The sequence below is a fragment of the Psychroserpens sp. AS72 genome (assembly GCF_038900375.1).
Lineage (GTDB): Bacteria > Bacteroidota > Bacteroidia > Flavobacteriales > Flavobacteriaceae > Psychroserpens.
Genome location: NZ_JBBMRC010000014.1, coordinates 1 through 24,948, shown reverse-complemented (window position 1 = coordinate 24,948; position 24,948 = coordinate 1). Strand labels below are relative to the sequence as shown.

Annotated in this window: 21 protein-coding genes and 2 tRNA genes; 8 read left to right on the top strand and 15 right to left on the bottom strand. The window is 31.0% G+C overall.

The window, feature by feature from the left end; all coding sequences use genetic code 11:
* Positions 1-22 precede the first annotated feature (22 nt).
* Positions 23-1,288 (top strand): UDP-N-acetylmuramoyl-tripeptide--D-alanyl-D-alanine ligase, encoded by a 1,266-nt coding sequence (gene murF, locus WNY78_RS17780; RefSeq protein ID WP_342874573.1) that lies wholly within the window; start codon positions 23-25, stop codon positions 1,286-1,288.
* 310 nt (positions 1,289-1,598) lie between these two features.
* Here the strand turns inward: murF and WNY78_RS17775 are convergent.
* Together WNY78_RS17775 and WNY78_RS17770 are read right to left on the bottom strand one after the other, a co-directional pair.
* Positions 1,599-1,673: transfer RNA gene (locus WNY78_RS17775), tRNA-Val, on the bottom strand.
* 42 nt (positions 1,674-1,715) lie between these two features.
* Positions 1,716-1,790 (bottom strand) — tRNA-Val (locus WNY78_RS17770).
* A 159-nt stretch (positions 1,791-1,949) separates the two neighbouring features.
* On the opposite strand from WNY78_RS17770, the gene WNY78_RS17765 reads away from it, so the two are divergent.
* Positions 1,950-3,605 (top strand): hypothetical protein, encoded by a 1,656-nt coding sequence (locus tag WNY78_RS17765; protein WP_342874572.1) that lies wholly within the window; start codon positions 1,950-1,952, stop codon positions 3,603-3,605.
* A gap of 5 nt (positions 3,606-3,610) precedes the next feature.
* On the opposite strand, the gene WNY78_RS17760 is transcribed toward WNY78_RS17765, so the two are convergent.
* The 10 genes from WNY78_RS17760 to WNY78_RS17715 form a co-directional block, all read right to left on the bottom strand.
* Positions 3,611-6,106, bottom strand: coding sequence for an Hsp70 family protein (locus tag WNY78_RS17760; protein ID WP_342874571.1), 2,496 nt, complete (start codon positions 6,104-6,106; stop codon positions 3,611-3,613).
* 6 nt (positions 6,107-6,112) lie between these two features.
* Positions 6,113-6,406, bottom strand: a complete 294-nt coding sequence (locus tag WNY78_RS17755; RefSeq protein ID WP_342874570.1) for a hypothetical protein — start codon at positions 6,404-6,406, stop codon at positions 6,113-6,115.
* A gap of 45 nt (positions 6,407-6,451) precedes the next feature.
* On the bottom strand, positions 6,452-7,666 hold the full coding sequence (locus WNY78_RS17750; protein ID WP_342874569.1) for a folylpolyglutamate synthase/dihydrofolate synthase family protein: 1,215 nt from the start codon (positions 7,664-7,666) through the stop codon (positions 6,452-6,454).
* 1 nt (position 7,667) lies between these two features.
* The gene (locus WNY78_RS17745) at positions 7,668-8,537 is read right to left on the bottom strand and encodes an energy transducer TonB (protein ID WP_342874568.1); all 870 of its coding nucleotides are present in this window, start codon (positions 8,535-8,537) and stop codon (positions 7,668-7,670) included.
* 66 nt (positions 8,538-8,603) lie between these two features.
* Positions 8,604-8,987 carry a biopolymer transporter ExbD gene (locus tag WNY78_RS17740; RefSeq protein WP_342874567.1) on the bottom strand — a complete coding sequence of 128 codons (384 nt, stop codon included), beginning with the start codon at positions 8,985-8,987 and terminating at the stop codon, positions 8,604-8,606.
* Between the two features lies 1 nt (position 8,988).
* The gene (locus WNY78_RS17735; protein WP_342874566.1) at positions 8,989-9,384 is read right to left on the bottom strand and encodes a biopolymer transporter ExbD; all 396 of its coding nucleotides are present in this window, start codon (positions 9,382-9,384) and stop codon (positions 8,989-8,991) included.
* 115 nt (positions 9,385-9,499) lie between these two features.
* The gene (locus WNY78_RS17730) at positions 9,500-10,195 is read right to left on the bottom strand and encodes a MotA/TolQ/ExbB proton channel family protein (protein ID WP_342874565.1); all 696 of its coding nucleotides are present in this window, start codon (positions 10,193-10,195) and stop codon (positions 9,500-9,502) included.
* Between the two features lie 65 nt (positions 10,196-10,260).
* Positions 10,261-11,658: a sodium:proton antiporter NhaD gene (gene nhaD, locus WNY78_RS17725; RefSeq protein WP_342874564.1), complete on the bottom strand. Its 1,398-nt coding sequence runs from the start codon at positions 11,656-11,658 to the stop codon at positions 10,261-10,263.
* A gap of 10 nt (positions 11,659-11,668) precedes the next feature.
* Entirely contained in the window at positions 11,669-12,895 is a 1,227-nt protein-coding gene (locus WNY78_RS17720) for a Glu/Leu/Phe/Val dehydrogenase dimerization domain-containing protein (protein ID WP_342874563.1), read from the bottom strand.
* A 152-nt stretch (positions 12,896-13,047) separates the two neighbouring features.
* A complete protein-coding gene (locus WNY78_RS17715) occupies positions 13,048-14,106 on the bottom strand; it encodes an anhydro-N-acetylmuramic acid kinase (RefSeq protein WP_342874562.1) in 1,059 nt (352 codons plus the stop codon).
* A 93-nt stretch (positions 14,107-14,199) separates the two neighbouring features.
* On the opposite strand from WNY78_RS17715, the gene WNY78_RS17710 reads away from it, so the two are divergent.
* Complete coding sequence (locus WNY78_RS17710; protein WP_342874561.1) at positions 14,200-15,342, top strand: acyl-CoA dehydrogenase; 1,143 nt, start codon at positions 14,200-14,202, stop codon at positions 15,340-15,342.
* A 79-nt stretch (positions 15,343-15,421) separates the two neighbouring features.
* On the opposite strand, the gene WNY78_RS17705 is transcribed toward WNY78_RS17710, so the two are convergent.
* Positions 15,422-16,924 carry a histidine kinase gene (locus WNY78_RS17705; RefSeq protein ID WP_342874560.1) on the bottom strand — a complete coding sequence of 501 codons (1,503 nt, stop codon included), beginning with the start codon at positions 16,922-16,924 and terminating at the stop codon, positions 15,422-15,424.
* Positions 16,925-16,933: 9 nt separating this feature from the next.
* Complete coding sequence (locus WNY78_RS17700) at positions 16,934-17,674, bottom strand: LytTR family transcriptional regulator DNA-binding domain-containing protein (RefSeq protein WP_342874559.1); 741 nt, start codon at positions 17,672-17,674, stop codon at positions 16,934-16,936.
* Between the two features lie 280 nt (positions 17,675-17,954).
* Here WNY78_RS17700 and WNY78_RS17695 point away from each other — a divergent pair, with 280 nt between their 5' ends.
* The 5 genes from WNY78_RS17695 (at position 17,955) to WNY78_RS17675 (ending at position 22,310) form a co-directional block, all read left to right on the top strand.
* On the top strand, positions 17,955-18,884 hold the full coding sequence (locus WNY78_RS17695) for a hypothetical protein (RefSeq protein WP_342874558.1): 930 nt from the start codon (positions 17,955-17,957) through the stop codon (positions 18,882-18,884).
* 140 nt (positions 18,885-19,024) lie between these two features.
* The gene (locus WNY78_RS17690) at positions 19,025-19,573 is read left to right on the top strand and encodes a hypothetical protein (protein WP_342874557.1); all 549 of its coding nucleotides are present in this window, start codon (positions 19,025-19,027) and stop codon (positions 19,571-19,573) included.
* 59 nt (positions 19,574-19,632) lie between these two features.
* Positions 19,633-20,145: an outer membrane beta-barrel protein gene (locus tag WNY78_RS17685; RefSeq protein ID WP_342874556.1), complete on the top strand. Its 513-nt coding sequence runs from the start codon at positions 19,633-19,635 to the stop codon at positions 20,143-20,145.
* Between the two features lie 10 nt (positions 20,146-20,155).
* The gene (locus WNY78_RS17680; RefSeq protein WP_342874555.1) at positions 20,156-20,704 is read left to right on the top strand and encodes a hypothetical protein; all 549 of its coding nucleotides are present in this window, start codon (positions 20,156-20,158) and stop codon (positions 20,702-20,704) included.
* Positions 20,705-20,972: 268 nt separating this feature from the next.
* Positions 20,973-22,310: a T9SS type A sorting domain-containing protein gene (locus WNY78_RS17675; protein ID WP_342874554.1), complete on the top strand. Its 1,338-nt coding sequence runs from the start codon at positions 20,973-20,975 to the stop codon at positions 22,308-22,310.
* Between the two features lie 5 nt (positions 22,311-22,315).
* Here WNY78_RS17675 and WNY78_RS17670 read toward each other — a convergent pair whose 3' ends face one another.
* Positions 22,316-24,760, bottom strand: coding sequence for a helix-turn-helix domain-containing protein (locus WNY78_RS17670; RefSeq protein ID WP_342874553.1), 2,445 nt, complete (start codon positions 24,758-24,760; stop codon positions 22,316-22,318).
* Positions 24,761-24,948: the final 188 nt, after the last annotated feature.

Below are 24,948 nucleotides of genomic sequence, written 5' to 3'. Positions count from 1 at the left end.
ACTTTTTTATTACATTTATTCTATGACAATAGAAACTCTCCATACGCTTTTTCTAAAATGCGAAGCTGTTTGTACAGATACTAGGAAAATTACTAAAAACTGCCTATTTTTCGCGCTCAAAGGCGGAAATTTTAATGGAAACCAATTTGCAAAAGATGCCTTAAAAAATGGAGCTGCTTTTGTTGTAATTGACGAAGTAGATTATAAAGTTAACGACCAATATATTTTGGTTGAAGATGTTTTAAGTAGTCTACAAAAGCTATCATCATTTCATCGGAAATATCTAAACATTCCTATTATATCACTTACAGGAAGCAATGGTAAAACAACAACAAAAGAACTTATAAATGTTGTGCTTTCAAAAACGTTAAAGACTACAGCAACAAAAGGCAATTTAAATAACCATATTGGAGTTCCTTTAACGCTTTTAAGCATGGACAACTCAACAGAGGTTGGTATTGTTGAGATGGGAGCAAATCATCAAAAAGAAATTGAATTTCTAAGTAATATTGCATTACCAGATTATGGATTGATTACAAATTTTGGGAAAGCTCATCTTGAAGGTTTTGGTAGTTTTGAAGGTGTCATAAAAGGTAAATCTGAATTATACCACTATTTAATAGCGAACAAAAAAACTTTGTTTGTAAATGAAAATGACCAACTACAACTTAAACAAGCTGGCGACTATGACAAAACAATTAAATTTGGCTCTCAAACAAAATTATTAGACTCTCAACCCTACATCTCTTTAAGTTATAAAAATGAAACTATAATCACAAAACTAACTGGTACATATAATTATAATAATGTGTGTATTGCTATAGCTTTAGGAGAACATTTTAAAGTCCCTACTCAAGACATAATTGATGCAATAGAAAGCTATACTCCAATTAATAATAGATCACAAATTGTAGAACAAAACGGCCATCAAATTATTTTGGATGCGTATAATGCAAATCCGTCTAGTATGATTGCCGCATTATCAAATTTCGACCAATTAGACAGCGAGAATAAAATTACCATATTAGGAGACATGTTTGAATTAGGAGAAACAGCACAAACAGAACATCAACATATTTCAGATTATGTAAATAATTTAAGTTTAAAAAAAGCAATTTTTGTAGGAGAGAATTTTTACGGAATTACATCTAAAAACAAGAATAGCTACTATTTTAAATCTTTTGAAGATTTTAAGAATAACTTCGGAAATTTTAATTTTAAAAATCAGTCGTTCTTAATAAAAGGATCACGAGGCATGGCTTTAGAGCGTGTGTTAGATTTAATATAAGCACACTTAATTCACTTACTTGGCAGTGCACATCAAAATATAACTAAACTTATTTTAAATTGAACTTTCACGCACTAGCTCCCATTTAAACTTTTTACTTTTTCTGAATTCAATTGAATTCACATCTTTGCAATACATTGATTATCTAAGATGATCCATAATAAAGCTGCTACTGGTCATTGAATCTCGTTGTGCGAGCGCACATCTAGAATTATTATTTTTCTGTAATAGCTAGAATTTACAACTTACGAATTCAGAAAAAATAAAAAATCCTGATTTACCAATCGGCAAATCAGGATTCTGCTTAATGTGGGTCATACTGGATTCGAACCAGTGACTTCCACGTTGTCGACGTGACACTCTGAACCAACTGAGTTAATGACCCCTTATATAAAAACAAAAAAGCCCACATTACTGTGGACTTTTGTGGGCAATGAGGGATTCGAACCCCCGACCCCCTCGGTGTAAACGAGGTGCTCTGAACCAACTGAGCTAATTGCCCTATTTATTGGACTGCAAATATAGTCTAGATTTTTAATTACCAAAAGGTTTTTTCAAAAAAAATAAAAATAATTTTCAAAGACACACTTTACCGAAAAAACTGGGTTATTTGTTGTGTTCAGACTTATTTTGATATTTTTATATCTTATAACTAAATACTTTGAAATACATTTCTTTTATTGACCAATTAGGCATAGACATTAATGAGTTATCTCAAATAGATTCTAATGGAATAATCAAGCTACAAAAACAACTCAAAGCTAAGGCTATGTTAGGTGATGCTAATAACCTTGGAGATATTTCTAATCTAATTGATAAATTAAAAGATGAAACTATAATTCAACATCATGTATTTATTGAGAAACACGATTGGCTAAAACAATTAATTTCTGGAAATTATCAAAACATTAAACAAAATGAAATCACTGTAGATGATTCATTTATTACTAATCTTGATGATTTAAAATACTTTCTTGCGCCTTTTTTGAAAGAGAATCTAAAAGTATTTTTATCTGACACCTTGAGTAAAGGTAAATATGTATTATTACTAAAAGTTCTTACTCACAATGATCTCTTTTCCGAAGAAAACAATCAACTAATCATCAACTTTTTTAAAGCACGCTTAAATTATGCTAGTGTTTACTTACGTGAAGGTCGCTTAAAAAACAAAGAATTCCCAATAGCATATATCACCAATAAAGTATTCATTAATTGCTTAAATGAATATCCTGACTGTTTTAACGAAGATATGCAGGAGCTCAACTCTGAAGTTATTGACATCTACAATTCAAACCGTAGAAACACGAGTAATCAAGAATTTAGATTTGCTGCAAAAGCAATGGTTGCATTTTCAATTTTAGATACATCCAATGTGTTTTTAAAAGAAACGCTAGTCTCTAATGCTGATATAGCTAGACAATACTCCTACCCTTCTAGATCAAGTAAAAAGACAGGTTCTGGTTTTGGTGGATGGAGTATTTTCGTGATTGTTATGATCGTTATTAGAATAATTTTTTGGGTAGGAAAAAGTTCTAATAGCAGTAATGATTTTGATTATTTTAAAAACAGTGAATACAACTCAAATCCTGTTTTTAATGAAAAAAATCAAAAAATGCTGGACAGTATTCAACGTTCAGGTTCAACAGATGATACGTTTATAATTGACGAAGAGTTAAAAGATGCTCTTGGGATTGAGGAAACTGTTATCGAAGACACTTATACAGAATTAGATGATAGGTATAAGCTTACAGATCACACTAAATTTATTTACACTTTAAAACGTAAAGTGGAACAAAAAACAAGCGATGAAATTTTAGGCATGAGGTTAGCTCCTTTTTCAAATCCGTATCAAACAACCTTTAATGAATTACCTTATTCTGAAGACTTAACAACTAAAAATTTTCTAAAAATAAATAATAAAAGCAAGAAAGATCTCATCCTATTTAGGTTAACAAATGGTATTGACCAATCTATTTATATTCCAAAAGGAGAACGTATTTCCATTGAGGCTATTCAAAATGATTCTTTACTATTTTACACAGGTACCGATTTTGTCACCACACGATTTTCGCATTTTAAAAGAGACACAGATTTATCTAAATTATATAAAATCACAGATTATAGTATTTCCGAAGACAAAGAAATCATCATTTATCCTTTTGAGGATATTATCTCCAAAGTAAAGAGTAGTTCTTCAAACAAAATATTGATAGATACGGTAAGAGGTGAAACCATAAAAGCCAATAAAATAAAATTAAAGCAGCTAAGTATTAATAAGATTTACACAGATTGGTACAATAAAAAGTATAAAAATTGAAGTTATTAACCTAAACCAGTTCTACTATCATCTTTAAATTTCTTTTGCTTTTCCTTTTCGTAGTCTGGTAAAAGCGCAGATAATCCATACACGATATGACGCAACGATTTATAATCTTGCTTATCTAATGCTTCATCACCTTGTTTTATTAATTTATCTGCTTTTCGTTGATTTGTGTAGTCTATCCCAAACTTCATGTGTAAAAAGTAAGTGATAAAATTTTCGTCACTAGATTGAATTATGGAATCATACAATTCATCCAATTCTTTAATTTTTGAACGTATTAAATACTTATTACCAGAATTGATAACCTCACGTTCATTTTTAATAATTCTAGCATATTTTTCTTGAAAACGTTCATTCTCCTCTTTGTTTAAATGATATTCTAATGTTTCTTTAGACTCATTATACTCTTCAATTTCATGAGCTATCAGCTTGTTTCTGGTTAAATCATCAAATTTTTGAATGAGTTTTCGTTTACGATCATCTAATTGAAATTTTGCATCAGACACATCATCATCATTAATGAGCGAAGCTGCAATTTGAGTTTCTATCAAACCAACTCTTATGTTCTCTAATTGTTGCGAGTATTCGAAGTTTTCTTCGGAATTATTAGTCCTTATCAACTCCTCTACATCTCCAAGAACAGTATTGATTTCCATATTAATCTTATTGATGCTTATGGCTCTTTCAGATTCACTAAATACATTTTTAAATTCTTGATCACAAGATTGCAAAAAGACGTTAATTTTTAAATCGCGAGACTCAGTTACCTCAATTTCGATCTCAATATCTGTACCTTTAATAAGGTCTTCTTCTAGATCTTTTCCGAAGATTTCAATATAACCAATACTCAATCCTGAGCTAGGCAACCCTTTAGATTTCCCTTCAATAATATTGATAATTAAATTTGAATTTGATTGCCTCAAAATTGTTTTTGAAGCAGTCTTATAAATTTTCTTTTTAAGAGGCAAAATACTGCCTTTTGCAAATACCAAATCCAATCGCGTTGTTGATGCATCTAAATCATCAACTTCCATACAAATATCGTTTGGTAGTGGCTGACCTTGCACATTATAACTACCTTGGTTTATAGCTACAGTATCTATGACTTTAAGCACGTCTAAAGCATCATTTAACAATTGAATTTTAAACGGATTTAAGCGACCTTCTAATAGTGGCACAAACTCAGAAAACGTGTCATCTTCTAACGTTTTCACGCCAGAATCATAACCACCATCTTTTCTCATTATTCTGTAACTCTTAGCGTTTCCAGAATTCACTTTACAAGTAATCAACTCCTCTAAATCTCGAGTGTTTTGTTCGTAAAACAACTTAAAATCTATGGTTTCTAAGGTCGTATTTTCAACTTCTTTTTCTTCGGTTTTAATAACAGAAGCTGGCTTAGAGCCGGCAAAATAAGCCGCACCATGAACCACTGCAGAAGTTGGGTCTATGCTAGAATCAACTTCTACTCCTATTGCCTCTGAAATTCGTTTTTTAATTAGTGGTACATACGTTGTTCCTCCAATTAAAATTACTCGATCTATTTGAGAATTGAGTAATTGATTATTCTTGATAACATCTTGAATAAAAGTAATGGTCTGCTCAACTTTTGAGGAAATTAAATCCTCAAACTCTTCTCTTTTTATAAGGAATTGCTCATAGAAATTCTCGCCATTGATATCAATATCTATTTCAATTTCTGTCTCTTCGTATATAGATAATTCCTTTTTTGCCTCTTCGGAAATTTTAAGCAACTCAAAATAAAGCCCTTTAAATGAAGTGGTTTTAGACTTCAAATCTTTCCAAAGATTAGTGATCGCTAATTTTTCTTCTATAAACGGAACAACTAAATGCTCAACAATAAGATTATCAAAATCTGCTCCTCCTAAATAATTATCACCTAAGTTATCAGTAACCTTTAATTCTCTATCATTAACTTCTACTAAAGCGACATCAAAAGTCCCACCACCAAAATCGTAAACAATCCAATTTTGCTTATCTGTAACTACAATATTTGAAGTGTTTGCAAATGCTAGGCAAGCTGCAATTGGCTCTTGCAATAAAACAACCTCTTTAAAACCTGCTAAGTAACCTGCTTTTTTGGTTGCGTTAGATTGTATGGTATCAAACGATGCAGGAATAGTAATCACAACAGCATCCAAAACTTCTTCATCATTGACAAAGTTCTTTAATTCTTTTAAAATCAATGAAGACAATTCTATTGGAGACATTTCTTTATCAATGGATGGTACAAAATAGGTATCTTGAGTACCCATTTTACGTTTAAAAAGCATGCAGATATTTTCGGCATCCTTTTCAAGATAATCTAATGCTTTATCACCTATTACAGTTCTATTCCCACGAAAAGCGATACAAGATGGCAAGGTTTGTTTTAAACCTAACGGGTTGTTGTAAATTTTAATATTTCCGTCGTCATATTTAGCAATAAGACTATTAGTCGTTCCTAAATCTATGGCAAAATTTATAGTTTTCATTCGAGGCTATTCTACAATTACAATTCCTTTTTGAAGGAGTTTCGTTTCGTTATTTTCAATTTGGTAAATGACTGGTTTTAATACTTTAGTAATTTTAGAAGTTCTACTCAAATCACCTAATACATTAGCTTCAACATCTGTCATTTCATTGCGATAGGTTTTACCCAACGGAATTACGATTTGAAAACCCATCGCTTCAAACTCATGATAAATACGATCTAAATATCGATTTCCACTATCGTTATTCTCTTTTTTTAATTTTGAATCTAGCGCAAAAATTTGATTGATAATCTCTGTCATTGTAAAATTTTAAACTGAAGTTTTAAAGATACAATTTTTTGAAGTTTACACGACTTCTGCAACTACAAAAGTGCTTCCGCCTACATATATTAAATCTTCGGGATTTGCGAGTTTTTTAGCATTGTCTAATGCACTATTCACAGATAAGTAAGCCTCTCCTTTAAATCCAGAGGACGTGAATTTGAGTTTTAAAATTTCAGCATCTAAGCCTCTAGGCACATTAGGTTTACAGAAATAATACCTAGCTTTTTTGGGTAATAATGGCAAAATAGAATCCACATCTTTATCGTTAACCACACCAAAAACAATATGGAGATTTTTGTAGTTTTCTTGAGCTAATTGTTTAACAATATAAGTGAGTCCTTCTTTATTATGCGCAGTATCACAGATGATCTTAGGTTGTGATTGCAATACATGCCAACGCCCTTTTAAACCTGTGTTTTTAACTACATTTAGTAATCCTGTTTTTATATGTGCTTCGGAAATTTTAAAACTTTTATCATTTAGAACTTTTAAAGCTTTAATGGCTGTTTTAATATTATGCTTTTGATAATTCCCTTTTAAATCGCTGGTATATTTAGAACTCGTTTCATCTGCAAAATAAATTTCTGAAGCATTTGATTTAGCAATTTCTAAAAATACTTTTTTAGTTTCCTTTTGGGTTTCTCCTATGATGACAGGCACATGAGGCTTTATAATTCCTGCTTTTTCTCTTGCGATTGCATCATAAGTTGTTCCTAAAAACTGAGTATGATCAAATCCAATATTGGTTATCACTGAAACTTCTGGAGTAATAATATTTGTAGAATCTAATCGACCTCCAAGTCCAACCTCTATTACAGCAATATCAACATTTTGTTTTGCAAAATAGTCAAAAGCCATCCCAACGGTCATTTCAAAAAAAGACAATTGATGTTGCTCTAAAAAAGTAGTATTGCGTTTTATAAAACCAATAACAAATTGCTTGCTTACTTCTTTACCATTAATCTTAATACGTTCTCTAAAATCTTTTAAATGTGGCGACGTATATAGTCCAACTTTATAACCAGCTTCTTGTAATACAGAAGCCAACATGTGACTTGTAGAACCTTTACCATTGGTTCCAGTGACATGGATACTTTTGAATTTGTGTTCGGGATTTTTTAAATGATTGGCTAAAAGAATCGTGTTTGACAAATCCTTTTTAAAAGCAGTTTTACCTTGATTTTGATACATAGGCAACTGCTTAAACATCCAGTTTACTGTATCTAGATAATTCATTTTAATTGGTAGGAGAAAAGTTTACGACCACTTTACCAAATTGTCTAGTAGGTGCTTTTGAATTAGCAGGCCATTTGTAAGACATGGCTATTTTTTTTGCTTGTTCTTTTAAACAAGAGGTTGCATTGTTACTTCCTCTTACACCTGGAGTTGCTTCTATAACTTTACCGCTTCTATCAACAACAATATCGACCATGATTTTACCGTATTCGTTTTCGCAACCTTCATGCATTGTAAAACTCGGTTTTCCTCGTCCGTTTAAACCATAACCAACACCTCCATTTCCAGAACCTGGAGTTCCGTTGTATGGTGCGTAAGGATTTCCATCTAAGTCACCTTTATCTCCTGGACCATCACCAGGACCTTCGCCTCCTGTTTCTGGACCATCTGCGTTTTTTACACCACCAATAAGCGCGTCGAATTTATCTTTTTTATCTTGTTCTTCTTTAGCTTTTTTAGCTTCGGCTTCTTTTTTTAATTTTTCTTTAAGCTCAGCATCTGCTTTCGCCTTAGCATCAGCTTTAGCTTTGGCTTCTTTTGCTTTTTTGATTGCAATAGCTTCTGCAGATTCATTAGTCATAACCTCTTCTGCATTACTACTGGCTTCTGTAGGCTTTGTTACTTCTTCAACTTTTTCTGTTTGCTGTTCTTCTTTTACAACCTCCTTATTAACCCTAGTTTTTATAGGTTCTGTTGGTTGAATTTTACCCGAACCAACTTCAGAATTCCCAAAATTTATAGCAACACCATATTCTTCTGGAGGATCCATATAAGTATTTCCCATAACAAACAACAGCAAAACAAGAATGACTGCAATTAATGCAGTAATCTTAGCTGAATTTTGTTCGTGTTTGGTTTCTAAATACTTCATTTTTTTATTCTTATTTCTAAATAAAGTTAATAAAACAATATTCGTTCCAAATAAATATTTTAATGACTAATTATCAGGTTTTAAAGCAAATATTACTTTAAATTTATTTCTATTAGCAATATCCATGACCTTGACAATATGCTCTACTGGAACAGATTTTTCTGCTTTCAAAACTATAGTCAAACTATCATTGGAAGCCTTTTTTAATAATATATTTTCTATATCTATTACGTCACGTTGAATATCATCAACATAGACAATTAAATCTTTATTTATTTTAACTACAACCGTATTCTTGTTATGTAAAGAATCTTTGCTAACTAATGGTGTTAAAAGATCAACTCCATTTGTTATTTCAATTTCACTAGTAAATGATTTAAAACAAAATACAACTATTAATAAAATTATCCCTAACCCTGAATATAAAAAAGGCTTTAGATTTCTTTTCAATTTAATTACCTGGTTTTACTGCTAAAATAACTTTGAACTTATTTCTGTTAGCAATATCCATAACCTTAACAACATGCTCTACGTCAACAGATTTTTCTGCACGTAAAACTATAGTTGGTTCATCCTTTTTTGATAACAACGAAATCAATTCGTTTTCTAAAACACTTTCTCCTACACGCTTATCATCAATATAAAACGTCAAATCTTTTTTAATACTAACTGCTACTGATTTTTTATTTTCAGTTTTTCCATTTGCTGTTGGCAGTAAAATATCAATTGCATTTGTAGTTACCAATGTTGAAGCTATCATAAAAAAGATTAATAACAAGAACACAATATCTGTCATTGACGACATATTGAACTCTGGTGTTACTTTATTTCTTCCTCTTAAATTCATCTATTCTAATTTTTTTATAAAAGAATTAAATAAAAAATTCTTCATATTCAGGAATTCGTTCAAAAAATTTAAGTCTGTTAAAAGATAATACTTAAATTTTTAGTCTCTCATTTCATTAAATAGGCTCGTTTAAGTGATCTAAAAATTCTAGAGAATTTGCTTCCATTTGATATACCACTTTATCTGTCTTAACGACTAAGTGATTATAAGCCATATAACCAACAATACCTACGATAAGTCCTGCAACTGTTGTTGTCATTGCTGTATATAAACCACTCGCAAGTACATCCATTTGAATGGTTCCTCCTGCATTGGCGAGTTCAAAAATTGCTAAAATCATACCAACTACGGTTCCAAGAAATCCAATCATTGGAGCAACACCAGAAATTGTAGCTAGAATACTTACGTTTTTTTCTAATCCGTAAATTTCTAATCGACCTGCATTTTCAATGGCTGTATTTATATCTTCTAAAGGTTTACCAATACGTGTAATGCCTTTATTAATAAGTCTAGACACTGGAGAATTAACTTGTGCACATAACATTTGCGCAGAATCTATTTTACCATTACTCACATGGTCTTTAATTTGATTCATGAAGTTAGAATCTATTTGAGAAGCTGCTTTGATAGCAAACAATCGCTCAAAATAAATATAAATTGCGAAGATGAGCATCACGAATAAAATCGCAATAATCACTTGTCCTGCTAAACCTCCACTACTAATTAATTCTATAATGGATAATGTTTTTTCTACTGGTTCTCCATCTGTTAAGACATCTACACCATCTTGAATATTACTTTGTAATATCATATTAAAAAAATTGAATATTAATTTTTACTATTTTATAACGGTTCTTTTCTTCTGAAAGTATATAACTAGAAAATTGTTCTTGTAAACATAAATACTACTGCTCCTGCTAAGAAACCTATTAGTGCTAACCAAGATATTTTTTTGAGATACCAGAAAAAGTCGATTTTTTCCATTCCCATAGCAACAACTCCTGCTGCAGAACCTATTATCAACATAGATCCTCCTGTTCCTGCAGAATATGCGATAAAGTGCCAAAGCTCATTATCTATAGGCTCTGTGAACATTCCTAAACTTGCAGCTACCAACGGTACATTATCAATTACAGCAGATCCTACACCTAGAAGTAAAACTACTAAATCTGAAACACCTCCATGGTGTAACTCTGTACCTAACATTGGCATAGTATCTTGAAGCGTACCAGCAAATCCAAATAAAATTCCTAAAGATTCTAAGGCAGCAACTGCCATTAATATTCCGAGGAAAAATAAAATACTTGGTAACTCAATTTTAGATAAAGAATGATGAACAGGACTATGATGAGCATGCGCATCACTTTCTGCCGAATCATGGCTTGAAATGCTGAATTTTGAATTACTATAAATTTCAGCAAAAATAGCGACTACACCTAAAGCTAACATCATACCAACATAAGGTGGCAAATGCGTTACTGTTTTAAAAACTGGCACAGACACAATACCTCCTAATCCTAAGTAAAGCATTGTAGAGCTAAATTTACTTTTAGGTTTATCGTCGGCATCTTCTGTACTTTGTTCTAAGTTCCCTTTGAAAGGAGACATAAATGATGCGATAAAAAACGGTACCAACATACATATAAGTGATGGTAAAAATAAGTACACAAACAAATGGCCTGTAGTTACTTTTTTACCAATCCATAACATAGTTGTTGTTACATCTCCAATTGGAGACCATGCTCCACCTGCATTTGCTGCAATAATAATTAAACCAGCATACCAAATACGAACACTTCTATCATAGACTAATTTTTGTAAAATAGATATCAATACAATAGTAGCTGTTAAGTTATCTATAATAGCTGATAAGAAAAACGCTAAAAATCCAAAAATCCATAGAATTCTCTTCTTGCTTTTTGTTTTGATAAAACTTTTGATTGTTGAGAATCCATCAAAGTAATCAATGATTTCAACGATGGTCATAGCTCCTAATAAAAAGACTAAAATCTCTGCAGTTTTACCTAAATGGTGAAGTAATGTTTCTTCCATCCAGTGCATTTTGCTTTCATGACCTAGACTTTCAAAACCTTCTACTAATCCATGATTTGCAGAATCAAACCATTGTGGAAACGTATCAATACCTAAAGAAATCAATGCCCAACTTATAGCCATCATGACTAATGCGGGAATTAGTTTATCAATTTTTATACTGTGTTCTACAGTAATGGCTAAATAGCCTAAAACAAATACTAATATAATAATAGTTTCCATAGTGGTTTAGTTATACTAATTGGGTTAATGCAATTTCAAAAGCTGTTGCGCTTATGCCTGTTTTTGATTGATTTTTATCGTGAACTTTTTGTATTGCTTTTCTAATAATCTCTGATGTATCATTAAAAATGGCTTCATCTGTCATTTGTACTTTTCGTTCCATGAAGTAGGCAAAAACTCTTGCCATACCACAGTTTGAAATAAAATCTGGGATTAAGCTCACTTTATTATCTGTGTGCTCCATAATACTTCCGAAGAAAATTTCCTTATCTGCAAAAGGCACATTAGCTCCACATGAAATGACTTCTAAACCAGTGCTAATCATTTGATCAATCTGGTCTTGAGTAATTAAACGAGAGGCAGCACAAGGTGCAAAAATCTCTGTTTTAAGAGACCATATTTTTTCGTTCATTTCTGAAAACGGAATGAGATGATCACTCACTAAAGTATTTCCAGATTTAGCTAGATAAAGTTCTGTGATTTCTTCAAAAGAAAATCCGTCTTCTTTGATTAAACCTCCTACAATATCAATAATACCAACAACCTTTGCTCCCATTTGAGCTAAATAAAAAGCTGCTGCAGCTCCTACGTTTCCAAAACCTTGAACAATTGCTCGTTTACCAATTATAGAATCACCTTTTACATCATAAAAATGTTTTGCAGCTTCTGCTACTCCAAAACCAGTAATCATATCTGCTACTGTATATTTTTTAGCAACACTAGGTGAATACTTTGGGTTTTCTATAACTTTAATCACACCATGTCTTAACTGACCAATACGATTAATTTTATCTGCTATCGTTGGTTTAAAGTGACCTTCAAAAACACCTTCTTGAGGATGCCAAACACCACTTTCTTCGGTAATTGGAATCACTTCATGAATTTCATCAACATTTAAATCTCCTCCTGTACCATAATAGCTTTTTAATAGTGGAGATACTGCTTTATACCAACGCTCTAAAACGCCTTTTTTTCTTGGGTCTTTTGGGTCAAAATTTATTCCAGATTTTGCACCACCAATTGCTGGTCCAGAGACCGTAAACTTCACTTCCATAGTTTTAGCAAGTGATAAAACCTCGTTCATATCGAGACCTTTACGCATTCTAGTTCCTCCACCTGCTGCACCACCTCTAAGAGAATTGATGACTGTCCAACCTTCGGCTTCTGTTTCAGGATCTTTCCAATTGAAAATTATTTCTGGCTCTTTATCTTCGTATTTTTGTAGTAATTCTTTCATTTATATACTTTGAATCATTTGTAACTTATTTAAAATCTTTGATGTAAATAAATGGCGTAGCTAAAGTTGATTCATTTGTAGAAAATTTATATTAGTTAGTTAGAACAAATATAAAAAACTAAAAATCGCTTTATATTAATTTTAGTATATTTTTATGGATAAAATATCACTCCAGAAGCATGATCATAATCTGCACCAGTTACACTCGCTAAACAGTTCACTTCTCCTCTAAGTTTTAAAACACCTAAAAGTCCGAAAATGAGCGCTTCTTTGTATTCTATAATTTCTGTAGAAGGTCGTATCAGCTCAAACTCTTTATGAGATTTAATGCGCTCTAATAGGAAGTCATTAAAGGTTCCGCCTCCTGTAAACAACACTTTAGAGTGAGTTGTAAAAGCGTTTGCTATTTGTATGGCAATGTGTTCTATGAAGGTTCTTAAAATGTGTTCTTCGGAAATTTTAGAAGCTTCCAATATTGGGAATATTTGAGATTCTACCCATTCTAAACCCAAAGATTTTGGTGGCTTTTCTAAATAGAAGTCTAAATCATTGAGACGCTGTAATAGTTTTTGATCTATCGTTCCTGATTTAGCAATGTTTCCACCTTTATCATAATCAAAACCCAATACATTTGCATATCGATTCATGACAATATTTACTGGGCAAATATCATAAGCTATTCTAGTTTGGCCTATTTCCGAAGAGATATTTGCAAAGCCTCCTAAGTTGATACAATAGTCGTATTCTGAAAATAATAAACGATCACCTATTGGCACTAAAGGCGCACCTTGTCCATTAAATTTCACATCTTGAGTTCTAAAATCACAAACAACTGTGTGACCTGTTAATTTTGATAGTGATGGTAAATTACCAATTTGGTAGGTTAGATTATTTTCTGGCTGATGCAACGCTGTATGTCCATGAGAACAAATGGCATCAATGTTATGCAGTTGATATTTCCGAAGAAAATCATTAATAATTTCTGCTAAATACGTCGTATAATTTTGGTCTAATGATTTTAGGGTTTCTATATCTAAATTGACAAGATTTGCGAGTTTGAGTTTCCAGTATTCGGTATATGAGATTGTTTCAGCATTGTGGATTTTGAATGTCCATGAATTATCAAATTTGAAAGTGATGTGTGCTAAATCAATTCCGTCTAGAGATGTCCCAGACATTACACCAACAATATTATAACTGGATTTTATCATATTCTGTAAAAATAACTATAACGATTGAAATTTTCCTAATAAAGACTTATCTTTGCCATCATTTTTTAACAATTCAATAATTTATTTTAGACTATGGATTTTAGCTTAACTGAAGAACATATCATGATTCGCGATGCAGCTCGTGATTTTGCACAAACCGAATTACTTCCTGGCGTTATAGAACGTGATAATGCACAAACCTTTCCTGATGAACTTGTGAGAAAAATGGGTGATTTAGGGTTTATGGGTATTATGGTGGATCCTAAATATGGAGGAAGCGGAATGGATGCCATCTCATATGTATTAATTATGGAAGAACTTTCTAAAATTGATGCATCTGCCTCTGTAATGGTTTCTGTAAACAACTCTTTAGTTTGCTATGGTTTAGAAGCTTACGGTAACGAAGAACAAAAACAAAAATATTTAACAAAATTAGCTACTGGAGAACAAATAGGTGCCTTTTGTTTAAGTGAACCAGAAGCAGGAAGTGATGCAACGTCACAAACAACAACTGCTATTGATAAAGGTGATCACTATTTACTTAACGGAACAAAAAACTGGATTACAAATGGTGGAAGAGCAGGTGTTTACTTGGTTATTGCACAAACTGACAAACATAAAGGTTCTCATGGTATTAATGCTTTTATTGTTGAAAAAGGAACGCCTGGATTTGACATTGGACCAAAAGAAGACAAATTAGGAATTCGCGGAAGTGACACACACACCTTACAATTTAATGATGTAAAAGTGCCTAAAGAAAATAGAATTGGTGCTAATGGATCTGGATTTAGATTTGCTATGAAAACATTATCTGGAGGACGTATTGGTATTGCTGCACAAGCTTTAGGAATTGCTGCAGGTGCTTATGAATTAGCATTAAAATACTCCAAAGAACGTAAAGCTTTTGGTACAGAAATTTGTAACCATCAAGCAATTGCCTTTAAGTTAGCTGATATGCATACCGAAATTGAAGCTGCACGTATGCTTGTCATGAAAGCTGCTTGGGATAAAGATCAAGGAAATAATTACGATATGTCTAGTGCTATGGCAAAATTATATGCATCTCAAGTTGCAATGACACATACTGTTGAAGCTGTACAAATTCATGGTGGTAATGGTTTTGTTAAAGATTATCATGTAGAACGTTTGATGCGTGATGCAAAAATTACACAGATTTATGAAGGGACTTCGGAAATTCAAAAAATTGTAATTTCTAGAGGTTTGATTAAAGGATAATAACTTCACTAAATAATTTTAACTAAACCTAACTTTAATAAAGTTAGGTTTTTTTACACTCAAAATTATTGCGCTTTATTCATTTTAATTTTAGGGGAATTAATAGTGTGACTTTTGTTCCGCATGGTATATTTTCATGTATTAAATCTGTAAAGGTTAATTGCCATTTGCCTTCATAATTTTCACTAAAATGCTTCAAGCGTTCTTTAGATAGTTTTATACCAACAGAGTTGCGTTTTAATAGTTTATTTTGTTTTATTTTCATTGATCTTTGTCGTCCAATACCGTTATCAATGATGTCAATCTGAAGCTGTAAATCATTAATTTTTTGAATATTTAAAGTTAATTGTTTATTTTCTTTTTTTAACGAGAGCCCATGCCACAGAGCGTTCTCAATAAATGGCTGTAATATTAATGAAGGGATTTTAATAGTAGATGTATTTAAGAATTCATCTATATTAGTATTATATTCTATTGTATTATTAAACCTAATATTTTCAATATTAACATATAGCTCCATAGTTTCTATTTCTTCAGCTAATGAAGATTCTTTCTCCATAGTTGAGGCTAAAATTTTTCTAATGAGTTTGGAAAATTTATTTAAATAAAAAACGGCATTTTCTTTTTCATTATCAATTATATATCGTTTGATAGCATTTAAGGAATTAAAAATAAAATGAGGATTCATTTGACTTCTTAAGGCAGATACTTTTAGTTCTGCAAACTCTTTGTCATATTTCATTTTTATGTTTTCAAGCTTTTCAATTTCAGCTTGCTTATTTAAATATTCTACTTCATGTTCTAATTGTTCCTGAATTTTTTCTTTTAATTTTTCATTTTCTTGAAGTTTCTCTATCAACATGTTTTGCGAATGATTTCTTTCTTCTAAGATAAGTTTCTGCTTATGTCCTAAACCTAATGAGAACAAAATATTTTCAAGTATAAATCCAAGGTATAAAATACTAAAGGCAGGTTCGGGACTTAGACCTCGATTAACTAAATCTAAATAATAAATTAAAGACACTAATGAGGACATCATTAATAAAAGAGAGCCTACAATTACATAATTTTTTAGTGGACTTTTTAACTTAAAAAACGGTATATACATAATAAGCCCAAAAACAGTCATTGGAATAGTGAAATAAAAATACCCTTCTAATAAAATATTATAATCTGCTTTAAATAAATAAATGATAAAAATAATGATGCAATAGGCTATAATTAAACTCAGTGCTTTAAAACTCCATTTGTACCATTTAGGCAAATGTTCTTTTATATCTAGGAATTTGAATGCAAATAGGACGTAAATTATATAGTAGATTTCTGTAGCAACCATTGGAAAATTAGTAATACGCTTTATAGGTAAAAAAAGTTGGTATAAAAATCCTTCTGAAAGTTGATGTAATTGTGAAAATATGATAAAAAAAGTATAGCCACTATATAACAGATACAGTTTATCTTTATGTTGAAAATAGAGTAAAAAATGATAAACCGTAAGAATAAATAATATTCCTAAAGTAAAGACAAGAAAACCATTTTGGATGGCATGGTTAAAAAAATAGGATGTTAAATCTTGTTCCAAAAAAATATTTTAGCTATTTAATAATTGAAGCAATTCATTTTTTCTAGACCTTGATACTGGTATTGTATTACCATTTTGCAGTACTAAATAAAGGCCTTCATTTTTCACAAACTCTTTTATATAATTAATATTTACTACATAGGAATTATGTACTCTAAAAAATGAATTATTGGTTTTAACCTCTACATCTTTTAAGTTTTTAGACAACATTTTTTTTTCGCTATTAGCCAAATGAATCTCAGTGTAATTACCATTAGATTTGCAAAATATAATATCATCCATGTTTACATAAACAGTCTTACCTATGAGTGGTAAAGCCAATCGCTTTGGCTGTTGAGTTGGCGAGAAGCTTTTTATTATTTTTTTCACTTCTTCTCCTAAAGAATTTTGACTTTGATTTTTGCGAACACGTGAAATAGACTCTTCAAGATCTTCAGAATCTATAGGTTTTAGAAGATAATCTATAGCATGCTCTTTAAAGGCTTTAATGGCATAGTTATCATATGCTGTGGTAATGATTAGATCAAAATCGCGAAAGGTTAATTGATTTAAAAGTTGAAAACCATCCATTTCTGGCATTTCGATATCCAAAAAAACACAGTTTGGCTTTAAATAATTTATAGCAGAAATAGCTTCAATAGGATTTGTAAATGTGTCACAAACTTCTACATCATCACAAAAATTTTCAATTTCCCATTTCAAATTTTTAATGGCATTATACTCATCATCTATTATAACTGCTTTAATCATATAACATCCTGCATTTTTATCAAAAGTATAGAGATTCTTCTCTTTCTATATATCAATTTACATGAACGGATCACTTTAGTACATCAATGGTAAGATTTTAAGTTTAGTATGCAAATTGTATAAAATAAATCACTTCATACAATTTACAATTTAAATCCCACAAAACACATGGTTTTCAATGCAATACATTAATTAACCGATTTTTTTACTATTCGTTTCTTCTACTTTTAATCAAGAATTATGATCTATAAAGACTAATTGTACTTAAACAAAACATACCATGAGAGGATTACAAAACATAATAAAACTCAACTTTCTTTTAATAGTTATTTGTATAAGCTGTAAATCTGAAATTAAGGAACCTAAACTACAAACCCTTGATAATTCTATTGAAATTAGAACAGAAAATATGGAAATACAAACTGTAGATACAATTGCCTCTGGTTGGAATACTTTTAAATATAAAAACCTTTCTCATGAAACTCATTTTATTGTATTTGAAAAATATCCTGAAGGAAAAAATTTAAAAGATTCAAAAACTCAAATATTTCCGGTGTTTAAAAAAGGCATGGATCTTATTAATATAGATAAAACAGATGAAGGAATTGAGGCTTTTGGTAGTTTACCTCCATGGTTTTTTAAAGTAATCTTTACTGGTGGAATTGGTCTAACTTCTCCAAACACAACTTCAGAGTCTACCATTTATTTAGAACCAGGAAATTACTTAATGGAATGTTATGTAAAAATGTCTAATGGGCAATTTCATTCAGTTATGGGAATGTATAAGGAAATAATAGTTACTGACTCAAAAAGTAATACTGAAAAACCTAAATCTACGGTAAACCTAAGTATTTCTTATGAAGATGGCATTAAAGCAGACGATGCGTATACAGCAGGTAACCAAACGATTGCTGTAACATTTACTGATCAAAAAACACACGAACACTTTTTAGGGCATGATATCCATTTAGTAAAATTAAATGATGAGGCTGATCTTGAGGAATTAGACAGTTGGATGAACTGGTTTAACCCAAAAGGACTAATATCTCCTTCTCCAAAAGGAATTACTTTTTTAGGAGGAATTCAAGAAATGCCAAAAAATAATACTGGTTATTTCAAAGTAAATCTCAAACCTGGCAAATATGCATTTATCTCTGAAGTACCAGATCCAACAAAAAAGAATATGTTAAAACAATTTATAGTCAAATAATTATTGACTTAAATTTTAATTAAAACAATGGAATTGACTTTTGAAGATAAGATAGCAATGTAATTCGAAAGTGTTTTATTATATAAAAAAGGAGCGAATCATTCAATATGATAAGAAATAAAAACCATAAAATTAAAGACATGAAAACTATATCACAATTTAAAACACTAATTACATTAGTCTTATGCATCAGCTTATTTACATGCAGTAACAATGACGATGAGCAACAGAGCAATGAATATCCAATATCTTACGCAGAATTCACAATTCAAGGCCCTAATACAAATGGTAATTATGAATATAGAGATGAAGTCGAAACTGACGATTTTAGCACTACTGGTCGTTTATATACAACTCAAGAAAATCCTGACCTTCCTGAAGACCAAATACAACTTTATATAGGTAAGACATTCTCATTAAATAATTTTTTAGTCGTTGCACCTAACAGTACAGGTACTCATAGTATAACGTATCAAGGAGGTCCTAACGACCGTGATGTAGCCATAAAACTAACATCACCAGAAGAAAATTATTATGCAAAAGAGGTTTCAATCACAATAACAGAACTTGAACTAAACGGCAGTAACGTAATTCATTGTAAAGGGACGTTCGCTGGATCCTTTTATCGATATAACCTTGTTGAAGCAGATGTACATACAATTAACGGAGAGTTTGAAATTAACCAATAAATAACCATTTTTCAATGTTAAATTAATAAAAACTATAGTAAACAGTAAATCAGTATTTTATGAAAAAATTAAGTCTATTAGTAACAGCTCTGTTAATTTTTACTACCAGTTCATATACGGTTAAGGCACAAACAGAAACAAAAATTGGAGGCTTCTTAGCTTACGGAACAGAAATAGAAAATATTGGAATAGGTGTCAATGCCGAATTCACGATATTGGAAAATTTAACTATCTCTCCCTCTTTTATTTACTATTTGCCAAAAGATGAAAGTGGCATAAAAATCAATTGGATTGAATTTAACGCCAATGCTAATTATTATTTTATTGATAAAAAAAACATTGATGTTTATGGAATTGGAGGTCTCAACTATACTAACGTAAAAGTAGAATATGATGGTGATTCCATTTTTGGCAATGATCTTTCAGCGAGTGACAGTCGTATAGGCCTCAACTTGGGTGGAGGTGCTAATTTTAAAATTGGTAATAAAATAATCCCTTTTACAGAACTAAAATATGTCATCATAGACACTGGACAACTCGTAATTGCGGCTGGTGTGAAGTTTAATATATAAATCTAACATTATGAAATGTAGACTAAATGCAATAAAACTAATCATATTAATGTCATTAATCACTATATCATGTAGTAAAAATGATGATAACTCTAATCGTCTTTCGCAACAAGGTACTTATATCAATTATAGTGTTGCAGGAAATCAGATCAATAACACTTTTAACATTGTCATCGAAGATTTAAATAATACAAATGTAACGGCCTATGGCAATATATATCCTGAAGATGAATCGGCTAATCTAAAATCGGCATTGGTCTTATTTGTAGATCAAAACCAACGCATTAATGTAGGTATGAGCATTCCTGCAAGAACAGGTTTGGTAGAAATATTAGATGGGCATCCAACTTTTGACTTGCTATTTGGATTTGAGGATGTTGGTATGGAAGCAAAATCCATTTCAGTAAATGTTGAAGAAATTGAACATAACGATATATATGTAATTCATATTAAAGGAACTTTTGAAGGCATAGCAGTTGATGTCCATGAAGAAAATGGCATAGAGATAGAGGAAACTTATATTGTCAATGGAGAGTTCCAGTATAATGTACCACAATAAATATAAAACTCAATATTTAATAGAATTAGTGACGAGTTAAATATTTATAATAAAATCTAAAGCTTTAATACCATAAAAACTTAATGTCATGAAAAATCTACTACTAATTTTAATAGGTCTATTACCTTTCACAACAATAAATGCCCAACCAGAAATTGCATGGCAAAAAAATCTATGAGGCCAAAATTACGATGAAGCAAACGCTATAAAACAAACAACAGATGGAGGATATATTGTTGCAGGACATTCTAGTTCTGCAAATTTTGACGTGAGCGAAAACAATGGTAAAAAGGATATATGGATTGTAAAACTAGATGCTTTTGGCAATCTAATTTGGGAACATAGTTATGGAGGTAGCGAGAATGAAAAAGCCTATGACATCGAACAAACAAGTGATGGTGGATACATTGTTATTGGTATTTCTGAATCTAATGATTTTAATGGTATTACTGGACATAATGGATATGAAGATATTGTGGTATTAAAACTCGACAGCTCAGGAGTTCTAGAATGGGGGAAATTTCATGGCAGTTCTAGTTATAATGATAGAGGTTTATCAATTGAGCAGACTGCAGATGGTGGTTATATAGCTGCTGGATTAGTTGGGGTAGATGGGAATGGATTCGATTTTTGGATCGCCAAATTGACTAATTTAGGTGAGATAGATTCCAATTGGGCAAATACCATATATGGAGGCCAATACAATGATGCTGCACATGATGTAACAAAAACGAGTGATGGAGGCTATGTAGCTGCTGGCTTTGCCAAATATGGGATACCAGGAGTTGGTATTGAAACTGATTTTTGGATTAAAAAATTTGATTCTAATGGTAATGTGGAGTGGGATCAATTGTTGGGAGGAACAGGAACAGATGTTGCTCAAACAATTTATCAAACCTCAGATGGTGGTTATATAGTAGCGGGAACAACAAGATCTAATGATGGACATGTAACAAATTATCACGGTAAATCAGACATTTGGGTCGTAAAGTTAGACAATATGGGAGACCTAGAATGGCAACGAGCACTTGGAGGTTCTGATGATGAAGAAGCCACATCCATTTTCCAAACTTTAGATGGCAACTATGTAATTTCAGGTTTCACAGAATCAATTGATGGAGACATAAGTTATTCTATAGCTTCTAATTTAGTAAAGGATTTTTGGGTTATTAAATTAGATCCTAATGGTAACATAATATGGGACAAATCGTTAGGCGGTTCTATTGAAGAATATAATTATTCTGCTCAGCAAACGAACGATGGAGGTTATATTTTGGCAGGAACATCAAATTCAAATGATTTTGATGTAAGCGGAAGTAATGGTTATTATGATTTTTGGGTAGTTAAGCTCGATGGTGAAAGCTTAAATATTGACGATAATAATTTTAAAAGTGAAGTCTCAATTTTTCCTAATCCAACAAATGGAAAAGTTATGGTGCAATCGAATAAAAGCATACAATCTATACACGTATTTTCACTTTTGGGAAAGTGTGTGATAGTTACTACAAACAATGAAATAAATTTGAGTGGTTATCCTACAGGTGTATACATTGTTGAAATAAATACCGAACAAGCCAGCCTAATAAAACGAATTATTGAGAATTAAATATCTTAAGTTGTCTCTAATTCTTGTAGTACTAATCTAATTTCAGCATAAGAATACTTATCATCAATTTGATGTTTTAGGTCTGAAAGATTATCAAATGATTTTTTCGGAATAATTTCTTTTAGTTCGTTATAATGTTCTTCGGAAATTAAATCCGTAATTTTTATTTCTCCTGAAGGAATAAAACTTGCTAGATGTCCAACAATAGTACTTACATTTAATTTTCTTATATCAGAAATATCTTCAATAGATTTCCCATCTTGAAATAGAGTTAAGGATTTTGTCTTGGTTTCACCTTTTTTCTGTTTTGGTTTTGACTCTGGTTTTTCAAAAATTTCATTATCTATTGCTGTTTCAATATCATTTTCATCGCAATAATCTCTAATAACTTCTATAATTTCGGCACCATACTTCTCCACCCTAGTTTTGCCCATACCGTGAATTTGCTTTAAATCAGCTTTCGTAATAGGAAGTATTTCACACATGGCATATAATGCCTTTTGAGTAAATATTTGATAATGGATAAGATCTTCTCTTTGAGCGATAGTGTTTCGTAATTCCCTAAGTAATTCAAAGAGTTCAACATTAGTCGTACCATCAACAACTGTTTTTCTAGGTTTCTTTGGCGCTTCTTTTGCCAAGAAAACAGATTTAGCTCTTAATTCTAAAAAAACATTGACTTTAAAACCACTAGCTAAGCCTTTAAAATATAATTGTTTAGTTGCTAATAACTCATCAAATAAGTCTACAGCTTTTGACAAATCATTTTCAATAGATTTATTATCAGTCGTAAAACTAAAAGAATTATAAGGCTCAGATATATACGTTTCTACCTGCTGACTATAATATTTCAAAGCTTTTATAAAGCGAAGTTGTATCTCTTCACTAGATTCTGGTAATTGACCAACAATACACAATTCATTTAATTGTGCTTTAAAAGCATTGGCAACTTTAAGTAAATTTGCGACACAATCTTTGATTACTATTATTGGTGAATCTATATTACCCTCGATACTACCTTTATTTTTATAATAGAGATCCAAAATACGGTTTAAAGGGTATAAAAATTTATAAAAATTAAAAACTTCGGAAATCAAATTTAATTGAAAAACTGACTTCGATTGATTTAAGATAATTTCATTTGGTTGATTTTCTTCTGATTTCTTATTAAAAGAAAGGACATTAGCATCACTTATAATTTGACTCGAATTAATTTTACTTTTCAAAACCAGCCCATCCAAACTTTTACACCTACTTAATGCGACGTATGTTTGACCATGTGCAAAAGCACCTTGAGCATCAATAATAGCTTTTTCAAAAGTTAAACCTTGACTTTTATGTATAGTTATGGACCAAGCTAATCTTAAAGGTATTTGTTTGTATGAACCAATCTTATTTTCTGTAATAGCTTTAGTGTCTTTATCTACTGTATAATTTATATTTTCCCAAATTTCTGTAGATACTATAATATTAAAATCGTCATCTGGACATTTAACTACAACTTCATCTTCATCTAATAAAATAATTTTCCCTATTTTACCATTAAAATAACGCTTCTCTAAAGAACTATCATTTTTAATAAACATGACCTGTGCACCTACCTTCAAACTCAAATCTTGTTTTGTTGGATATGAGTATTCTGGAAATTTACCTTCTACAGTTGCTATATAGTTAACAGATTTTGACTTTAATTTATCTAGTTCAGTATTATTAGTGCTTTCTGCTTTACTATTATGAGTAGTTAAAGAGATATAACCTTCGTTTTCCGTAGGTGAAAAATTTGGTTGATATCTTTTGTTTAACTCTACTGCTGAACTATCTGACAACATATTAGTCCTTATCTCATTAAGGATCTCTATAAATTTTGGATTATCTTGTCTGTATATATGCTTGAGTTCTAACGTAAGTGCGTGACATGATTGATACGCTAAACTACTAAAAAAGAAAGCATTATTGTAAAAGGGTTTTAGTAAATACCATTCATTATCTTTAATAACAGGAGATAATTGTTGTAAATCACCAATCATTAATAACTGTACACCTCCAAAAACTTTATCTCTATTTCTAAACTTCCTTAAAGTTTTATCTATTCCATCTAGTAAATCCGCTCTAACCATGGATATTTCATCAATTACTAATAAATCCATAGATTTAATAATATTGATTTTAGTCTTACTAAATTTTCTATTAAAACCTCCCGTACCTTTCAAGTCTTCATTAGGTAAAATTGGTCCAAAAGGCATTTGAAAAAATGAATGAATAGTAACACCTTTAGCATTAATTGCAGCTACACCAGTAGGAGCAACAACAACCATTCTTTTTAAAGACTTCATTTTTAGTTTGTGTAAAAAAGTAGTTTTTCCTGTGCCTGCTTTACCTGTTAGAAAAACATTTCTATCTGTATTATTAACAAAATCCCAAGCTAATTCTAATTCCTTATTGATATCCATTTAGAAAATTTCGATATTAAAATTAAAGTTATAACATTGAAAGATAATTGTAGAAGTTTTTATGTAAAATTGATAGTAGATTTATCTATAAATTGAACAAAAAACTATAAAACAAACATTTAAAGACAAGAATCTAAAGGATGTATCAAACTAAAGTATAAAACAAAAAAAATCCTCAACAAAATAAA

Excerpts from the sequence above, each read along its gene's own strand:
- murF (WP_342874573.1), top strand. The coding sequence starts at position 23 with ATGACAATAGAAACTCTCCATACGCTTTTTCTAAAATGCGAAGCTGTT.
- WNY78_RS17760 (WP_342874571.1), bottom strand. The coding sequence starts at position 6,106 with ATGAAAACTATAAATTTTGCCATAGATTTAGGAACGACTAATAGTCTT.
- WNY78_RS17755 (WP_342874570.1), bottom strand. The coding sequence starts at position 6,406 with ATGACAGAGATTATCAATCAAATTTTTGCGCTAGATTCAAAATTAAAA.
- WNY78_RS17750 (WP_342874569.1), bottom strand. The coding sequence starts at position 7,666 with ATGAATTATCTAGATACAGTAAACTGGATGTTTAAGCAGTTGCCTATG.
- WNY78_RS17745 (WP_342874568.1), bottom strand. The coding sequence starts at position 8,537 with ATGAAGTATTTAGAAACCAAACACGAACAAAATTCAGCTAAGATTACT.
- WNY78_RS17735 (WP_342874566.1), bottom strand. The coding sequence starts at position 9,384 with ATGAATTTAAGAGGAAGAAATAAAGTAACACCAGAGTTCAATATGTCG.
- WNY78_RS17730 (WP_342874565.1), bottom strand. The coding sequence starts at position 10,195 with ATGATATTACAAAGTAATATTCAAGATGGTGTAGATGTCTTAACAGAT.
- nhaD (WP_342874564.1), bottom strand. The coding sequence starts at position 11,658 with ATGGAAACTATTATTATATTAGTATTTGTTTTAGGCTATTTAGCCATT.
- WNY78_RS17720 (WP_342874563.1), bottom strand. The coding sequence starts at position 12,895 with ATGAAAGAATTACTACAAAAATACGAAGATAAAGAGCCAGAAATAATT.
- WNY78_RS17715 (WP_342874562.1), bottom strand. The coding sequence starts at position 14,106 with ATGATAAAATCCAGTTATAATATTGTTGGTGTAATGTCTGGGACATCT.
- WNY78_RS17710 (WP_342874561.1), top strand. The coding sequence starts at position 14,200 with ATGGATTTTAGCTTAACTGAAGAACATATCATGATTCGCGATGCAGCT.
- WNY78_RS17700 (WP_342874559.1), bottom strand. The coding sequence starts at position 17,674 with ATGATTAAAGCAGTTATAATAGATGATGAGTATAATGCCATTAAAAAT.
- WNY78_RS17695 (WP_342874558.1), top strand. The coding sequence starts at position 17,955 with ATGAGAGGATTACAAAACATAATAAAACTCAACTTTCTTTTAATAGTT.
- WNY78_RS17690 (WP_342874557.1), top strand. The coding sequence starts at position 19,025 with ATGAAAACTATATCACAATTTAAAACACTAATTACATTAGTCTTATGC.
- WNY78_RS17685 (WP_342874556.1), top strand. The coding sequence starts at position 19,633 with ATGAAAAAATTAAGTCTATTAGTAACAGCTCTGTTAATTTTTACTACC.
- WNY78_RS17680 (WP_342874555.1), top strand. The coding sequence starts at position 20,156 with ATGAAATGTAGACTAAATGCAATAAAACTAATCATATTAATGTCATTA.
- WNY78_RS17670 (WP_342874553.1), bottom strand. The coding sequence starts at position 24,760 with ATGGATATCAATAAGGAATTAGAATTAGCTTGGGATTTTGTTAATAAT.